Here is a 15,214-nt window from a genome sequence, read left to right on the forward strand (position 1 = left end):
TAACTCATTAAAATAACTAATTTTATCGCCAATTATTTGGCTATTACATTCTGAGTTACAAACCAGGCAGGCCGTAAACATCAAAAGACAAAACGATAAAAGCCCATAAAATCATAACATTATCTGCCACCAAGCCAATCATCCCCCATCCGGGTAATCGCCAAAATAAAGTCACCGCAACACTTTGATTAATAAGTGATCTTTATTTGTTCATACCTTGTCATTTAACCAAATTTAGCATTCAAAACTTATCGTTATAATCGCGCAGATTTCATAAATATCCACAACTAATCACTAACACCGCTTAATGAGGGTTTGTAAGCATGTTTAACAGTATTCGCACGCGGATTGCCGTCAGCGCCGGGGTAGCAATGGCCTTCACCTTGTTGATTGCAATGGGAATGACAACCAATGCTTTTACCGAAGTGAACCAGCAGATTTCTGACAAAGTCGCTGACCAACTAACAGAGGCGACCACCGCCAATCTACGCTCAGCCGCATCAGAACAAAGCAAAACGATCGCCAGTGAGTTATTTCCGGTCACTCGCAGTTTAAGCCAGCTTCGTTCGATTATGGAACAAAGTGCTCAAGAGCATGCCGGTGCAGATAGTTTAGTTAACCATTTTATTGCATCACTGAAAGCGCAAGATAGAGCCGTATTTGCCGGCTACATGGTGTTTGAAGAAAAAACCTGGCCAATGGCAAGTGAAGCGAAAGCTGCTGCCGCTTTCAATGAACAAGGTTACTTAGCGCCATTTTTCTCACCTAACACTCACGGTGGATTTGATGCGTTGGGCATGGCCAGTTTTACTAACAGCGAATTAAATCCAAATGGTGAGCGCAAAGATGAGTGGCACTTAGCACCTTATCAAACGGGTCAGACGTTCGTGATGGAACCTTACATGTACCCTGTGCGTGGTAAACAAGAATTGATTACCACCATAAGCCAACCCATCAAACAAAATGGAAAAATCATTGGCTCTCTTGGTTTTGATTTAGCGCTCACCCAACTGCAAACTCAAAGTGAAGCCATGGCGCGAGACCTGTTTGAAGGCAACGGCAATATCATCATAGCCTCATGGAAAGGGGCGACTCTTGCCAACTCAGGACAACCGACAACCGTAGGTAAGAAAGTGCCAATGCCCTTGTATAACCAATGGCACAACATTCAAAACCTTGCCAGCCAATCAAACATCGGCATGATGACGCAAAACGGCCAAGAATACGCCATCACATCAGTCAACACCTCCGGCGCGGCTTGGATTGTGATTGTGTCGGTGCCAACTCACGTACTGCAACAAAACATCACCAGCTTTATCGATTGGAATAGCGAGATGAACAGCCACGCTATCGAGCAGGGCGTTACCGCAGGGATTATCGCGATGGTGCTTGGGGTTGCAGCGATGGCGATGATCGCCAGCTCTCTTGGTAAAGTACTGGGTAACCTTGTTGAGCGTTTTAAAGATGTGGCGCAAGGCGATGGCGATTTAACTTATCGCTTGGAAGTAAAAGGCAAAGACGAAACGGCTCAACTTGCTCAGTGGTTCAACGCCTTTTTAAGCCGCATGCAAGAAATGTTGCAATCAGCTAAAGAAACCGCAGTTCACGTGGATGAACGCGCAAATGAAGGCCAAGCCAGTGCCGAAATGTCGAAGAACCAATTGAACGCGCAGCTTAATGAGGTCAACTCTTTAGCCACCGCGATTAATCAGATGACAGCAGCAGCGCAAGAGGTGGCCAGCTCAGCTGTACAAGCTGCGACAGCGGCAAGCCAAGTACAAGCCAATAGTGTTGATGGAATGGCACGTATGGATAATGCAGCCAATTCTGTACAAGCATTAGCATTGCAAGTTAATCACGCACAAGAGCAAACCTTGAGCTTGGCGCAATCAAGTGCCAGCATCCAAAGCATCTTGTCCGAGATCGGCGGGATTGCAGAGCAAACTAATTTGCTTGCGCTCAATGCAGCGATTGAAGCGGCACGAGCAGGCTCTGCTGGCCGAGGGTTTGCAGTGGTGGCGGATGAAGTTCGTAATTTGGCCAATCGCACGCAAAGCTCTACCGAAGAGATTCGTACCATGCTGGCCCGCCTAGAACAAGATACGCAATCAATCGTTAGCTTAATGGAACAGAGTCAACAGCAAGCTTCAGCCACCAAGGGCGAAACACAAGCCGCTCAAGTCGCCTTGGTCGAAATAAACCAAGCAATTGATGTCATTAACGATACGAACAATCAAATTGCCTCTGCAGCAGAAGAACAAAGCTTGGTTGCAGAAGAGATCAACCGTAACGTGGTGATCATCAATGATACGGCCATTGAGGTAATGGACAGCATGACCTCTTCTGTCAATATCAGCCACCAACTATCTGATAGCGCGTCTGATCTTCACCATGAGTTAAATAAGTTCAAAATCTAGCGATAAAAATCAACAACAGCGCCTTTAGGGCGCTGTTTTTATTTCAATCCAACAAGCAACAAAGGAAAGCCGCCCATGTTGCAAGATTTATGGCTAAGGCTGAGTATCACACACCTCAACCCCATCTGGGATAGTGAACCAAGACTGTTTTTGTTTTACCCATAGGTGCAGCGTAGGTGAAAATATCGATTGATCGGTAAGGTTTACCGGCTTGAGCTTGAGTTTAATGAGTTCTGCTGCTTGAGGATTAAAGTGATAAATACGATTGCCACAACCTGTACAGAATTTAGCGCTATTCACATTGCCACTCTCTGCTGGACGACTCCATTCGCCCATCTCACCGTAAAAATCAATATCTTCCGCTCTAACCAATGCCGTCACACTGAAAGGGGCTGTTGCCAGCTTTTGGCACTCAGTACAGTGGCATGCGGCAACCATTTGCGGTGCAGCTTTTAATCGATAAGAGACTTGGCCACATTGGCATTGTGCTGAAATTGGGTAGGTCATCCTTGATTCCTTTTATCATGATTGAATATTTAGCTAACTCGATCTGATTCTTCAATTTAGTCCAACAACTCTTCCATGTACATCCAGTCTTCACCAACGACACCACCACCCAGTGAAGCCAACACAAATCTTTAAACAAACTAAAGAACGTAAGTGATAGCAAAACATAAGTTGCTGTGCTTTGTCTAGTTGCCTCTATCTGAGCCTCCCCTAGACCCCCTTCAGCAGTCCCTCTGAATAATCACAATTTGTTTTTACCCACCAAGAGCAAAAAGCGCATTAAAGAGGCTTGAGCATCGCCATTCAATAAACGACAAGCACTTACCAAGTCATTTGCCGTAACTTGCTGAACGCCTTTTATATCAAGCGCGACATCAAGTTCCGTGAGGTTCATCGCCCGAATAATGGCACGAAATTGCGATAACTTCATATCCGACTCGCCTCGCTCAATTCGTTGATAGGTTTTTAAACTCATGCCTGCAATTTCAGCGACTTGTGCTCGGCTGAGGTTAGCCTGTTTACGTCGATTAGTCAGAACCAAAATGATGGGATCGATCATAGCGCACTCCTAAAAAGGACAGATATGACCTATTTAACGCAATAAGCAGACCATGTTGACCAGCCCATATTTACCCCCTCTGAAACTGTTCTCACAATGCCCTGATTTTAAAATATTTTATGTTTCTCGGTTGGTATTAAATGAACAAAAATAATGAAAAATATGACGCCGAAAGTGACGAGGCATTTCGCAATCTGCAACAACTAATCGCAAAATTGATTAGTGATATTGGGCAAAATGCGAACGAATCTGGCAAAGAGGTTTGGGTTGAATTAAAGCGGTCTCAATACCGATTATTGAAATACAAAGAACTGCTATTACATCAAGAGCACATTGCTGAAAGCGAGTTATTCTTAGCCCGTACCGAACTCTCAAGTAACGAGAAAAAGCTTGGTCACCTTGGCATTGATGCCTTATCAATGGCTATTAACGCTTTAGATAAAGAACTCACACCATAATCTAACTCCCCAATCCCCACCAAGTCAGACGATGACTGGAAGACGGGCAATAAAAAAGCCGAGTAAACTCGGCTTTTCACACTTCATTTGGTCTCGACGCTTAATCAATTACGAGCGAGCCATCAGCATTGAATTGCCAACAGTCGCCATACGCGACTTCCCAAACATGGCCGTCAGGGTCAGAAAAATAACCGCTATAACCACCCCAAAAAACATCCTGAGCTGGCTTTTCGATCGTCCCACCCGCTTTGGCTGCGATCGCGAGGATTTCATCGACTTCACCACGACTACGGGTATTATGCGCAATGGTCACTCCTGTAAAACCTTCACGATAACCAACATATTTATTTGAAATACCTCTAGCGAGCGCATTAATCGGATGTAACGCTAAACAAACACCGCCCGTTTTAAAAAAGACGATACCTTCCGCTGGAGAGTAGGTGGTTGGGAAACCTAATTTAGTATAAAAGTTATACGAGGTTTCTAGATCTTTCACGCCAAGCGTAATAATGCTGATACGAGGTTCCATTTAAAACTCTTTGTTGGAATGACGATCAATCGATATCGTCGATTTCACTCACCGAGATGGTGACCGAATCAAACGCTCAAACGCCAAAATTAATGTCAATTATGTGAAGTTTAACGGTGTTTTTTCGACACGCAAGTCCGATTTTATTAATGAAATCAAAACTAAGTTGCCAGTGACTTAAACAGCAAGCCATCCTTTCTTGTTATCAAATCCTTTTAGCAGCGCAAAGCAACTTACACATCAGAACAAGTCAAATAATAGCCAACAAAAACATGGCCTTATATCAAAACCATCCACTATCCAAGTTAAACAATAAAGATTGATCGCATTTTTTGTAAAGAAATGAAACAGATAGCCGATATGTTAACCGTGTTGATGCGCTCAGCAAATGGAAATGACTGCCAGATAGGGTAAGTAGGCGTGCAAAAACATAACAATAACGACATGCTACAAAAAGGCAGATAAACCAATGAATCTAAATTCAATGAGCATCAAGCAAAAAGTTGTCGCTGGCATTACCTTCGCGGTTCTCGCCTCCACCATCATAATGGGCATGATTGCATACAAACAATCACGTGACGTACTCGAACATCATCTCATCGACGTTGAGTTACCCTCTATTCTTGACGATATCAGTGGTCAAATCGACCGCCAAGTCAGTGAAATGCTGCTGGCTGCAGAACAACTAACAAACAATGAGTTTATTAAACAAGCGGTTGAAGGCACTGATATTAATGCAGCCACTCAAGCGATGCTGGTGAAGGAACTCAATAATGTTCGTCGCCAATACAACCTGAACGACGCCTCTGTTGCCAATCGTCAGACCGCATATTACTGGAACCAAAACGGCTTTCTTCGTCAATTAACTACACCACAAGACAACTGGTTCTTTGGTTTTACTCAATCCGGCAAAGCCACTTCGGTCAGCATCTTCCAAGAGCCAAATGGAGATGTGAAAATGTTTACTAACTTCCAGTTAGTCAACGGATTAACCATGGCTGGTTTATCTAAATCCATGGATGACATGGTCTCGCTGCTAAACAACTTTAAGATCGAAAAGTCAGGCTATGTTTATCTAACCGACGCAAGCGGTGCCGTAAAAATTCACCGCGACCGCAGCGTGACGCAATCATCTTTAGCGCAATTTTATGGCGTAGAATCATCTAAGCTGCTGAATAAATCAGGCTTTAACTTAATTGAAGCGGATTACCAAGGACAAAGAGTGTTTGTTTCCAGCACCTATGTCCCGAGTATGGATTGGTTCGTGATTGGTGTGGTTCCGGTTGACGAAGTATTTGCAGATCTTGCTCAAGTAGCACAACAAATGATCATGACCACTGGCGTTATTGCTGCGCTATTCATTTTCATGGGCGTGTTGTTAGCAAATAGTATTACTCGTCCAATTCGCGCCATTGCTGAACGCTTTAGCGACTTAGGTAAAGGCGACGGCGATTTGTCACAGCGAATTGAAGTCAAAGGCCATGATGAAATTGGTCAATTATCAGCAGGCTTCAACGGGTTTATCGAAAAGATCCACCAATCGATGAAAGAAGTTGCGTTGACCAGTCACGCACTACAAGCCGCCGCGGACAATGTATCAAACCGAGCCCACTCTACCCACGACAATAGCCAACAACAACACGATCAAACGATCCAACTGGTCACGGCCATTAACCAAATGGGCGCAACCATTAGCGAGATCGCCTCAAATGCGGCCACCGCGGCAGAAACGGCAGCCCAAGCCTCTGACAATACTCAAGTAGGCCAAAGCGTGGTCAACAAGGCGAAAGATGCCATCAGCCGTTTAGCATTGGATATCGATAATACCGGTCAAGTCGTGGGGCAATTGGCGTCAACCACCCAACAAATTGGCTCTATTTTAGATGTGATCCGAGACATCTCTGATCAAACCAATCTACTGGCTTTAAATGCCGCGATTGAAGCGGCTCGTGCGGGTGAACAAGGACGAGGCTTTGCTGTGGTTGCAGACGAAGTACGTAACCTTGCCAGCCGCACTGCGGTTTCAACCGACGAAATTCAAAAGATGATCAACCAGCTACAAAGCGACGCGAAAGATGCGGTAATGGCGATGGAAGCAGGTAAAAGCGTGACGCATGAAGGGGTGGCTTCCTCTGACGAAGCTGTCGAAGTACTGACCAGTATTTCGGAAAGAATTCACGATATTTCCGATCGTAATACGCAAGTCGCAACCGCAACGGAAGAGCAATCAACCGTGGTTTACACCATCAACAATAACATTGAAGAGATCAATGCGATTAATGCTGCGACGACCAGCACAGCCGAAGAGCTCGCACTGGCAAGCGCAGAGCTAAAAGATCTGTCACAGCGCTTAGATAGTATGGTGGGTAGCTTCAAACTCTAAACCATCACGACTGCCATAATGAAAAACCCCGCTAGCACGGGGTTTTCTTTTATTAACACCAACAAAAATCATTAACAGCGCGAACGATTAGCCTTGCATGCCAATTTCTTTGTCCCTAGCGCTGTCTGTTCTGACAAATAAAAACCAGCAAACGCACTTTCAAAATCATCAGATACCGAACGAGCCATTAGCCCTGTATCAAGCAAGGCTTGTTGCCATGCTTGTAGCTTGGGAAAGCCCTCAAGCATATCAAAACAGGTATGCTGCTTAACGATATCGGCACGATGGAGTAAAGGCAGCCAAGCAATATCCACATTACTCAGTTGCGCACCTTTGAAATAGGGCCCATCGGTCCATTGATTTTCCACTTTCGCAAAGGCTTTTTGCAAATTGACTACACGTTCCGCGAGTAGCGCTTCATCGCTGCTACGCATAGTGCTGCATTGTGCCAAATAGTGCTTAGCCCCAAGATAGCTCCATGCACGATCAAGTGCGCGTTGCTCGTGGCTGATGCCTTGCTCAAGTGGCCCATATTCATCTTGGATGTATTCAATAATCGCGTCAGACTCAAACAGCGCAGTGCCACGTTCAGTGATCAGTAAGGGGACCTGACCATTAGGTGAAACTTCTAAAAACCACTTTGGCTTGTCATTCAAGCTAATAAAATCAAGCTCATAGGGGATATTCTTTGCTTCAAGAGCAGCTGTAACCCGTTGAACAAAAGGGCAAATTTTAAAACTAACAATCTTAATCATCTTTCGTCTCTCTTAAAATAAGGTGATTCATTTTCTACTTACCTTCTAAGACGAGAGAGAACAGCGAAAGACGAAATAATTCGATAAAAAACGAAATTAAAAAGAGCACACGTATAACATGCCCACTAAATGCCAGTTAGCAATAGCCACACTCTTGGTTTTTTTCTGGTAATCAATGACATGACCATGTTTGTCTAGCTCAAGGTCACAGCACTCTTCAAACAGTTTTTTCAACTCACCACGGCTCTTTTGTACGCGAGATTTTAACGTTGAGTAACTCACACCTTGTTGAGCGGCAAGTGCTTTTTGACTCATACCATTTAACTCAACGGCACTGAGCAGTTCTGCACTGCCTTCGGGCAATGCTTGAATAAAGGGCGCAATACAGTTGGCCATATCTTGCTCAAGACTCTCTGATGACGGTTCAAACCATAGGTCTTCCATCCGCAAATCGTGATCACGCTGGGTGCGTGCTCGCTTACGATAAAAGTCGATAATCGTGCGCTGGGCAAGTTGGAATAACCACGCTTTTACGCTCGCCTCATTGTGAACTTGCGATAGGTTTTGATAAGTCTTCAACAGAATTTCTTGTTGCAGATCTTCAACATCCGCATCATTAGCCACTTTGCTGTGCAAAAACGCCTTTAACGAATGTTGGTATTGACGCCAAACATCATCAAGCTCCAGCGAGTGATTAACATGATTCATCGGCACAACACTCAGCTTGCAGAAAGCCAATCACACCTTCTAAACACTGATACTCAGCGACACAAAAAAGCGTACGCCCTTCACGACGCTGGCTAATTAAACCCGCAGATGCGAGGCTAGCAATATGGTGCGATAATGTAGAGCCAGGAACGTCCAACTGCTCTTGTAAACCGCCAACGGCAATGCCTTGATGACCCGCTTTCACTACACTTTTGTAGATTGATAAACGTGTCGGATGGCCAAGTTCTTTTAAGGCTTTGGCAACGGATTCGAGTTCCATCATATTCTCCAATCAAAGATATATTTCCAAAATAATCGAAATGTATAATAAAAGCAATCTCATCCTCGGTGCTGCTTTATGTGAAGGTTCCAATTTCATATAGCAAAACAACCACTCACTGAGTCGCTGTTTTTATTTGTACTGTAGATAAAAAGCCTTTCATTACAATACGCAACAATACTGAACGCTAACCTCGCCCTTGCTCTAAAATCATTTTCTCAAATGAACTCATACGAGCCATAAAATCCTTTTTATCTTCAAGATCAAGTGATGAAGCTAAAGGAAGATTGGCCTTCATAGGGTCAACAGCTCGATTTCGTACCAACACTTCAAAATGCAAATGAGGCCCGGTTAGCCGACCTGTCGCCCCCGATAGCGCAATCTTTTGTCCACGCTTAACCTGCTGGCCTTTTTTGACGAGAAACTTGTCGAGATGCAAATAACGTGTTTTATAAACACTATTATGCTCTATCACTAAGTATTTACCGGCATAGGGATGATTTCTTATATCAATCACTTTGCCATCACCAATCGAATAGATAGGAGCCCCTATCGGTGTGGCAAAATCTGTCCCATTATGAGGCGTGATTCTCCCCGTCACAGGGTGCTTTCGCTTAGGATTAAACGCAGAGGTAATACGCCGATATTGTTTATCAATCGGGTAACGATTAAACGCACGCTCTAAGCTTTCTCCGTCTCGGTCATAGAATAGACCGTCATTGGCGAGAAACGCAGAGACTTCGCCGTGCGCCAACTTAAATGAGATCGCTTGTATTTCACTGTTACCGGTAGGATGCTCATCAACAAACTGCTCTTTCACTAAAACATCAAAGCGATCGCCGGCTCTTAACGCTCGAGAAAAATCCAACTTATCTTTAAGAACTTGCGTGATGTTAGCAATCTGGCGCGAAGACAACCCTAGCTGATGGGCTGAGTTTGAGAAACTACTCTTTACTGCCCCTGAGTACAAACGCTCTCTCCATTGTGCTGGCGCTTCTATAAACTGGTAAGTGAATTCACCATCTTGGGCTTTTTGATAATGGGCTTGCTCTACCAAGCTCACATGATAGGTCAAACTGCTGAGCGATCTGTTATCACTATTAAGGGTAAATTCTAGGTAGTCTCCCGGTTTTATCGTATCTAAACGTAAGCTGACATGATCCGCTTCGAGTAGCTGTTGTAAATCACGATAAGGTAAATGCCATGCCGAAAAAATACCGCTCAATGTATCGCCGATTTTAACAAAATAGTGCACTTTGATCGTTTTAGCGCCATTCCGTTCATCCAACTTATCATTGGCGGCATCACGCTTGGGCTGATATTGAGATATTTTTATTCCTTCAGCGGATGGCTCATGCTGCGGTGGCACGGAAATGAGCGCCGCACAGGAAAAAGCGGCGAGAGCCACAACGGCAAGGGTAAGCGTTATTTTTTTCATAGCAACTAAGAACAGAATCAGAAAATAGACCAAATGTTATGTTATAACATAACAGTAAACCAAAGACATTCTAGTTTCAGCTCCTTGGTTATAACAAGAGTACTCAAAAGTTCGATTCTCTTTATTTCCATATTTATCGAAATAAAGCTTGATCATCCCACGAATATTTCTATAATTCGAGAATATTCGAAATTAAACGAAACTTTGAGGCTCATATGAGTAATGAAATGATGACAATGGCACGCGACGCACTCGATATGTTCGCGTTCTTAGCAGTAGAATTGATCATTCTATTCCTAGCAATCAGTTACATCGTTGGTGTATTGCAAGAGTTCCTTACGCCTGAAAAGATCCAATCGATCTTAAGCTCACGCAACGGTAAAGGGTACTTTGTGGCCGCGCTGCTAGGTTCTATCACACCATTTTGTTCGTGCTCGACTATCCCTTTTTTAAAAGGTCTACTTCGCGCCCGTGCCGGCTTTGGCCCGATGATGGTGTTCCTATTTGCCAGCCCACTGCTTAATCCCGTGATTATCGGTTTGTTTGTAGTGACATTTGGTTGGCAAGTCGCGCTGTTCTACTTTGCAATTGCAATGGCCGTCTCTGTGATTTCAGGCTTTGTTCTTGAAAAGCTCGGCTTTGAGCGTTACGTAAAACCAGAAGCGTATCAATCAGCGAATGCTTCGAGTTGTTCAAGCAATTCAAGCTGTGGTGATAGCAAATCCGCTGTCAAAGCACCTGAAGCAACATCATGCTGTACCAAACCAGAGCCTGTTGCTGCACCAACAAGTTGCTGCACAAGCACTAAAACAGAGCCAGAAGTGAAGGTATCTTGCTGCTCAACTGACGGTACTGCAACCGCAACGGTAGTCAAAACAAAGGCCCCAAGCCGTTGGATGCGCATTTGGATTTCTACATGGAAAGACTTTAAACAAGTTCTGCCTTACCTGATGTTAGGTATCGCGATCGGCTCATTCATCTACGGTTTTATTCCGACTGAACTGATTGCTGAGTACGCTGGTGCCGGTAAGTGGTACGCAATCCCTGTCGCTGCTGTAATTGGTATTCCGTTGTACATTCGTGCAGAAGCGGTTATCCCACTCAGTGCAGCACTGGTACAAAAAGGGATGGCGCTTGGCTCGGTGATGGCATTGATCATTGGTAGTGCTGGCGCGAGTTTGACTGAAGTTATTCTGCTAAAGTCTATCTTCAAAAACCAAATGATTGCGGCATTCTTGGTGGTGATCTTAACCATGGCAATCGGTGCCGGTTACCTTTACACCATGATTTTTGGTTAAGCCAATCATCCACTGAACTTTCAAATTTCATAAAAAAAACAGCAACTCACTGAGTTGCTGTTTTGCTATATAGCGCCTGGCAAAAAAACCGCGCCGACTAAGGCATGGTTTCATTAATAATTCGTGGGCTACACGCCTCTTTCTCTAGATGGTAAGTACGATTCAATCCGGTCAAACAACGTATCTAACCAAACGGAGAAGTTGGGTAGCATCGTATATACCAAAGCAACAAAGATCGCCGAACCCACCAAATCTATTGGTCTGTGCATACCGATCCATAAGCGACTGTAGGCAACCGCGACTCCCCAAATCAATAGCGTTGCCGCTAAGCCATAGCGCTTGTGCTCAATGAACAATCCGCCAAAACAGACCAAACAGATAGCCACAAACATGGTATGCCCTGAAGGAAAAGAGTAGTCGGTTTCCCCAAGCCAATGCTGTGTACGCCAAGGGCTCACTTGATTTGATACTTGGGTGATCAACTGATCTTGTTGATGAGGGGATAACTGATAGAAATGAGCCGGTTTAGGAATAAGTAATTGATGTGTCAATACTTCCGTATACGGACGCGGACTTTCAGTAACATGCTTAAGGCCCGTTTTTGCCGCAAAACCAATCACGAGGATAATGCCTAATTGCACGGCCTTTTGCCATTGCTGTTTTGGCGTTAAATCCAGCGTTAAGCTCACCAGACACAATACCGCTAGCGTAATCAAAAAGCCCGGACTACCCGCAGAGTTTGTCAGCAAGCTGAAGAAAAAACCTTCACCTTCATTAACCGAGCTTAACAAGTCAATATGGCTAACCATTAACGTCATCGGTGCGATCAGTAAAAGAAATGCCGTTAATACGGCTAGGCCATAACGCTTGGTATAGAGGTAGTCTTTCATCAAATTTAGCTCAACGATTACCAGTTACTGTCGCAGATAAGCTAAGCAAGCTTGCGCTACATGTGAACTGGGTAAGGTATGGGGACATTCGGCAAAGAGAAGGAATCTCTCCTTGTCACCGTTGTCGCTATACTAGCTGAATCGGTGTGGAAAAATTATCAAATTGCTGTCAATTTGATGAAAAAAACGACCTTAGAGGTCGTTTTCTGTGATTGAAAGGGCAAACCAAAAGCCAGCATTTGTCACCACAAAAACGCTGATTAAAAACGAAGATCTACCACGGTTACCATTACTCGGTTAGTGCATTAGCAAAAAAGTGATGCACCGGACCATGACCTTGACCAACAGAGAGTTCATCTGCATGACTAATCGCTTGGGTGATATACGCTTTGCCTCGCTCTACCGCGCCTTCTAATCGTTCGCCTTGCGCTAGATAAGACGCAATAGCGGCAGAAAGCGTACAGCCGGTTCCGTGAGTATTCTTAGTTACAATGCGTTGCGCTCGCAACACGCACACTGATTTTGGTCGAATAAACAAATCGTTGCTGTTTGTATCGGCTTCCAAATGACCACCTTTAAGCAAGACCGCCTTCGCACCCAATTGGCGTAACGAGGTAATCATATTACCCATTTGCTCTTCATCATGTGGCACTGCTAATCCGGTCAATGCCGCACCTTCAGGCAGGTTCGGGGTGATCAAATCCGCCAAAGGTATTAAACGTTGCTTGAGAGTACTGATGGCGTCATGAGCCAAGAGTAAATCGCCACTCGTGGCGACCATGACTGGATCTAACACAATATATTGCGGCTGATATTGTTCAAGTTTGTCAGCCACCACATTAATGATCGCACTATCCGCTAACATTCCAACTTTAACCGCTATAACATTCAGATCACTAAAAACCGCATCAAGTTGATGAGCAACATGCTCTAAGGGAATCGGAAAGATGGCGGACACGCCTTGAGTATTTTGCGCCGTAATCGCGGTAATCGCCGAACAAGCATAACTGCCTGTGGCCGAAATCGCTTTAATGTCAGCTTGAATACCAGCACCACCGCCGCTATCAGAGCCTGCGATCGTTAAAACAATGGGAGTTGTTGCGGATGTAAGTGAATGAGGCATGAGTCTACTCCTACGCGCAACGTATGGAACGACTCACGAGTCGAGTTACAACTTTGTGAGTGCGATTTAGCCATGCATGATTTCAACGGCTAAAATACGCATAGTTCCCTACGTCAGTGCTAACTGAATCAGGTTCAACGGGTCTCGCGATGCGATCTCAGCCCTAAGGCTCCCCGACTATTTGCGTTAATGATACCAGTAATCTAATGCGAAAAGTAAGTTGCGAGCAGCAACCGTGAGCAATACCGCACGACTAATTACTGCTGCGATACTGTGAACACAACTTATTTATAGGCACCAGCAGCGTAGTGTAATTCGTAGCTGTGCGAGTAGATCTCTAAGATGTTGCCAAATGGGTCTTCCATATAAATCATACGGTACGGTTTTTCACCCGGATAATAGTAACGGGGTGCTTTCATGCGCTTCTTACCACCCGCTGCAACGATCTTCTCTGCCAGTCCTTCAACGTCTGGATCTTGAACGCAGAAATGGAAAATACCTGTTTTCCAATACTCAAAGTTATCTTCTGGGTTTTGCTGATTTTTAAACTCAAACAGCTCTACACCGATGCGGTCACCCGTTGAAAGATGAGCGATACGGAAACGCTGCCAATCAGCACCAAATACATCCGTGCACATTTCACCAATCGCAGAATCATCTTCGATAATTTCTGTAGGCTCCATGATCAAGTACCAACCAAGCACTTCAGTGTAAAACTTAACCGCAGCTTCCAGATCAGGAACCGAAATACCAATGTGGGAAAAGTTGCGTGGATAAGGAGTAGACATATTAACCTCGTAAGTTTCGAGCGGATTGCTCGTTTCGTTACGAAAAGAATAACGGCTTAGTTTTAGTATGATAAATTATGGTTTATTCTTATATTAATAATATTTTGTTATTAAAAAACGCAACGAGAAATCTGATGCTCAACCCTCTCTGGTTAAAAACCTTTATGACCTTGATTGAAACGGGTCACTTTACCCGTACCGCAGAGCGCTTGTTTATGACGCAACCTGGTGTCAGTCAGCACATTAAAAAATTAGAGCAAGCTTGCGGCCATCCTCTCATTGAGCGTAACAACAAAAGCTTTGAGATCACCTCCCAAGGTAAGGTGTTATTCGATTACGCAAAAGAATCTCAACATCGCGAAGCGCAGCTATTGGCAAGCCTTGAGCCAGACTCGGCATACCATGGCAACATCAAACTCGCCTGCTCTGGTTCACTCGCTTTGCTGCTCTATCCACGCTTATTAGATTTACAATGTAAATGTCCGAAATTGATTACACATGTTGAAGCCGCACCAAATCGAAAAATTAAGGCGGATATTTTAAGTGGAGCGGCAGATTTAGGTATTGTGACCAGCCAAACAAACGACAAGCGCATTTTTAGCCAAGCCTTGAGTGAGGAACCTTTGTGCTTGATGTTTCCAGCTAACCAATTACCGAAAGATGAGTTAAAAAAATCAGATTTACAGCAACTAGGATTAATTAATCATCCCGATGCGGAACACTATTTAGCTCGTTTTTGTGCCCACAGTGATGAGGCTGATTTTGTTGATCTGCGTTTCGAGCAATTGCCTATTACGGGTTACGTCAATCAGTTAAGCCAAATCCTATTGCCCGTCGCAAAGGGATTAGGATTCACCATTTTACCGCTAAGTGCCTTGGAGAATTTTGCTCACAAAGAACACATCGCAGTCTACCAACCTAAGCAAGCGATTACCGAAACACTCTATCTGATCGCCAAGCAGCGTTCTTGCATGCCGCAACGCTTTATGACCGTGATAAATGAAGTTGAGCAGGCACTTCTGAAGCGCGAGCTAACCGCTTAGTAAAAGCTACCTACATTGAGCTTTTCACAAATAACAAA

15 protein-coding genes and 1 riboswitch are annotated in these 15,214 nt (G+C 44.4%); of the genes, 5 read left to right on the top strand and 10 right to left on the bottom strand.

Annotation, left to right across the window (positions count from 1 at the left end; genetic code table 11):
* The first annotated feature begins 323 nt into the window (after positions 1-323).
* On the top strand, positions 324-2,417 hold the full coding sequence (locus RH85_RS02375) for a methyl-accepting chemotaxis protein (RefSeq protein ID WP_006710581.1): 2,094 nt from the start codon (positions 324-326) through the stop codon (positions 2,415-2,417).
* 93 nt (positions 2,418-2,510) lie between these two features.
* On the opposite strand, the gene RH85_RS02380 is transcribed toward RH85_RS02375, so the two are convergent.
* Complete coding sequence (locus RH85_RS02380; RefSeq protein WP_006710582.1) at positions 2,511-2,924, bottom strand: GFA family protein; 414 nt, start codon at positions 2,922-2,924, stop codon at positions 2,511-2,513.
* A gap of 241 nt (positions 2,925-3,165) precedes the next feature.
* Positions 3,166-3,483 carry a helix-turn-helix domain-containing protein gene (locus RH85_RS02385; RefSeq protein WP_006710583.1) on the bottom strand — a complete coding sequence of 106 codons (318 nt, stop codon included), beginning with the start codon at positions 3,481-3,483 and terminating at the stop codon, positions 3,166-3,168.
* A gap of 140 nt (positions 3,484-3,623) precedes the next feature.
* On the opposite strand from RH85_RS02385, the gene RH85_RS02390 reads away from it, so the two are divergent.
* A complete protein-coding gene (locus tag RH85_RS02390) occupies positions 3,624-3,941 on the top strand; it encodes a hypothetical protein (protein ID WP_006710584.1) in 318 nt (105 codons plus the stop codon).
* A gap of 100 nt (positions 3,942-4,041) precedes the next feature.
* On the opposite strand, the gene RH85_RS02395 is transcribed toward RH85_RS02390, so the two are convergent.
* Positions 4,042-4,470 carry a VOC family protein gene (locus tag RH85_RS02395; protein WP_006710585.1) on the bottom strand — a complete coding sequence of 143 codons (429 nt, stop codon included), beginning with the start codon at positions 4,468-4,470 and terminating at the stop codon, positions 4,042-4,044.
* Positions 4,471-4,939: 469 nt separating this feature from the next.
* Between RH85_RS02395 and RH85_RS02400 the strand changes: the two genes are divergently transcribed.
* Positions 4,940-6,853, top strand: a complete 1,914-nt coding sequence (locus tag RH85_RS02400) for a methyl-accepting chemotaxis protein (RefSeq protein WP_006710586.1) — start codon at positions 4,940-4,942, stop codon at positions 6,851-6,853.
* 71 nt (positions 6,854-6,924) lie between these two features.
* Here the strand turns inward: RH85_RS02400 and RH85_RS02405 are convergent, their stop codons facing one another.
* From RH85_RS02405 to RH85_RS02420, 4 genes are all read right to left on the bottom strand, one after another.
* Positions 6,925-7,608 (bottom strand): glutathione S-transferase family protein, encoded by a 684-nt coding sequence (locus RH85_RS02405; RefSeq protein ID WP_006710587.1) that lies wholly within the window; start codon positions 7,606-7,608, stop codon positions 6,925-6,927.
* Positions 7,609-7,704: 96 nt separating this feature from the next.
* Positions 7,705-8,316 (bottom strand): RNA polymerase sigma factor SigZ, encoded by a 612-nt coding sequence (gene sigZ / locus RH85_RS02410; protein WP_006710588.1) that lies wholly within the window; start codon positions 8,314-8,316, stop codon positions 7,705-7,707.
* Positions 8,303-8,596 carry an ArsR/SmtB family transcription factor gene (locus RH85_RS02415; RefSeq protein ID WP_006710589.1) on the bottom strand — a complete coding sequence of 98 codons (294 nt, stop codon included), beginning with the start codon at positions 8,594-8,596 and terminating at the stop codon, positions 8,303-8,305. Before RH85_RS02415 ends, sigZ begins: the two co-directional genes overlap by 14 nt.
* A gap of 187 nt (positions 8,597-8,783) precedes the next feature.
* On the bottom strand, positions 8,784-10,034 hold the full coding sequence (locus tag RH85_RS02420) for a peptidoglycan DD-metalloendopeptidase family protein (protein WP_006710590.1): 1,251 nt from the start codon (positions 10,032-10,034) through the stop codon (positions 8,784-8,786).
* A 215-nt stretch (positions 10,035-10,249) separates the two neighbouring features.
* On the opposite strand from RH85_RS02420, the gene RH85_RS02425 reads away from it, so the two are divergent.
* Complete coding sequence (locus tag RH85_RS02425; protein ID WP_006710591.1) at positions 10,250-11,332, top strand: permease; 1,083 nt, start codon at positions 10,250-10,252, stop codon at positions 11,330-11,332.
* A 128-nt stretch (positions 11,333-11,460) separates the two neighbouring features.
* Here RH85_RS02425 and RH85_RS02430 read toward each other — a convergent pair whose 3' ends face one another.
* The 3 genes from RH85_RS02430 to RH85_RS02440 all read right to left on the bottom strand — a co-directional run bounded on the left by RH85_RS02430 (position 11,461) and on the right by RH85_RS02440 (position 14,133).
* Complete coding sequence (locus tag RH85_RS02430) at positions 11,461-12,222, bottom strand: phosphatase PAP2 family protein (RefSeq protein ID WP_006710592.1); 762 nt, start codon at positions 12,220-12,222, stop codon at positions 11,461-11,463.
* 289 nt (positions 12,223-12,511) lie between these two features.
* Positions 12,512-13,345 (bottom strand): bifunctional hydroxymethylpyrimidine kinase/phosphomethylpyrimidine kinase, encoded by an 834-nt coding sequence (gene thiD / locus RH85_RS02435; protein ID WP_006710594.1) that lies wholly within the window; start codon positions 13,343-13,345, stop codon positions 12,512-12,514.
* Between the two features lie 88 nt (positions 13,346-13,433).
* A riboswitch (TPP riboswitch) is annotated at positions 13,434-13,531 on the bottom strand.
* 98 nt (positions 13,532-13,629) lie between these two features.
* Positions 13,630-14,133: a lactoylglutathione lyase family protein gene (locus RH85_RS02440; protein WP_006710595.1), complete on the bottom strand. Its 504-nt coding sequence runs from the start codon at positions 14,131-14,133 to the stop codon at positions 13,630-13,632.
* A gap of 134 nt (positions 14,134-14,267) precedes the next feature.
* Here RH85_RS02440 and RH85_RS02445 point away from each other — a divergent pair, with 134 nt between their 5' ends.
* Positions 14,268-15,176, top strand: coding sequence for a LysR family transcriptional regulator (locus tag RH85_RS02445; protein ID WP_006710596.1), 909 nt, complete (start codon positions 14,268-14,270; stop codon positions 15,174-15,176).
* Positions 15,177-15,214: the final 38 nt, after the last annotated feature.

It is taken from the genome of Vibrio ichthyoenteri ATCC 700023, from assembly GCF_000222605.1.
GTDB lineage: Bacteria > Pseudomonadota > Gammaproteobacteria > Enterobacterales > Vibrionaceae > Vibrio > Vibrio ichthyoenteri.

What these genes read in the sequence shown, in the direction of transcription:
- RH85_RS02415 (WP_006710589.1), bottom strand. Translation starts at nt 8,596, where the DNA reads ATGGAACTCGAATCCGTTGCCAAAGCCTTAAAAGAACTTGGCCATCCG.
- RH85_RS02395 (WP_006710585.1), bottom strand. Translation starts at nt 4,470, where the DNA reads ATGGAACCTCGTATCAGCATTATTACGCTTGGCGTGAAAGATCTAGAA.
- RH85_RS02390 (WP_006710584.1), top strand. Translation starts at nt 3,624, where the DNA reads ATGAACAAAAATAATGAAAAATATGACGCCGAAAGTGACGAGGCATTT.
- RH85_RS02425 (WP_006710591.1), top strand. Translation starts at nt 10,250, where the DNA reads ATGAGTAATGAAATGATGACAATGGCACGCGACGCACTCGATATGTTC.
- RH85_RS02385 (WP_006710583.1), bottom strand. Translation starts at nt 3,483, where the DNA reads ATGATCGATCCCATCATTTTGGTTCTGACTAATCGACGTAAACAGGCT.
- RH85_RS02440 (WP_006710595.1), bottom strand. Translation starts at nt 14,133, where the DNA reads ATGTCTACTCCTTATCCACGCAACTTTTCCCACATTGGTATTTCGGTT.
- thiD (WP_006710594.1), bottom strand. Translation starts at nt 13,345, where the DNA reads ATGCCTCATTCACTTACATCCGCAACAACTCCCATTGTTTTAACGATC.
- sigZ (WP_006710588.1), bottom strand. Translation starts at nt 8,316, where the DNA reads ATGAATCATGTTAATCACTCGCTGGAGCTTGATGATGTTTGGCGTCAA.
- RH85_RS02400 (WP_006710586.1), top strand. Translation starts at nt 4,940, where the DNA reads ATGAATCTAAATTCAATGAGCATCAAGCAAAAAGTTGTCGCTGGCATT.
- RH85_RS02405 (WP_006710587.1), bottom strand. Translation starts at nt 7,608, where the DNA reads ATGATTAAGATTGTTAGTTTTAAAATTTGCCCTTTTGTTCAACGGGTT.
- RH85_RS02445 (WP_006710596.1), top strand. Translation starts at nt 14,268, where the DNA reads ATGCTCAACCCTCTCTGGTTAAAAACCTTTATGACCTTGATTGAAACG.
- RH85_RS02430 (WP_006710592.1), bottom strand. Translation starts at nt 12,222, where the DNA reads ATGAAAGACTACCTCTATACCAAGCGTTATGGCCTAGCCGTATTAACG.
- RH85_RS02420 (WP_006710590.1), bottom strand. Translation starts at nt 10,034, where the DNA reads ATGAAAAAAATAACGCTTACCCTTGCCGTTGTGGCTCTCGCCGCTTTT.
- RH85_RS02380 (WP_006710582.1), bottom strand. Translation starts at nt 2,924, where the DNA reads ATGACCTACCCAATTTCAGCACAATGCCAATGTGGCCAAGTCTCTTAT.
- RH85_RS02375 (WP_006710581.1), top strand. Translation starts at nt 324, where the DNA reads ATGTTTAACAGTATTCGCACGCGGATTGCCGTCAGCGCCGGGGTAGCA.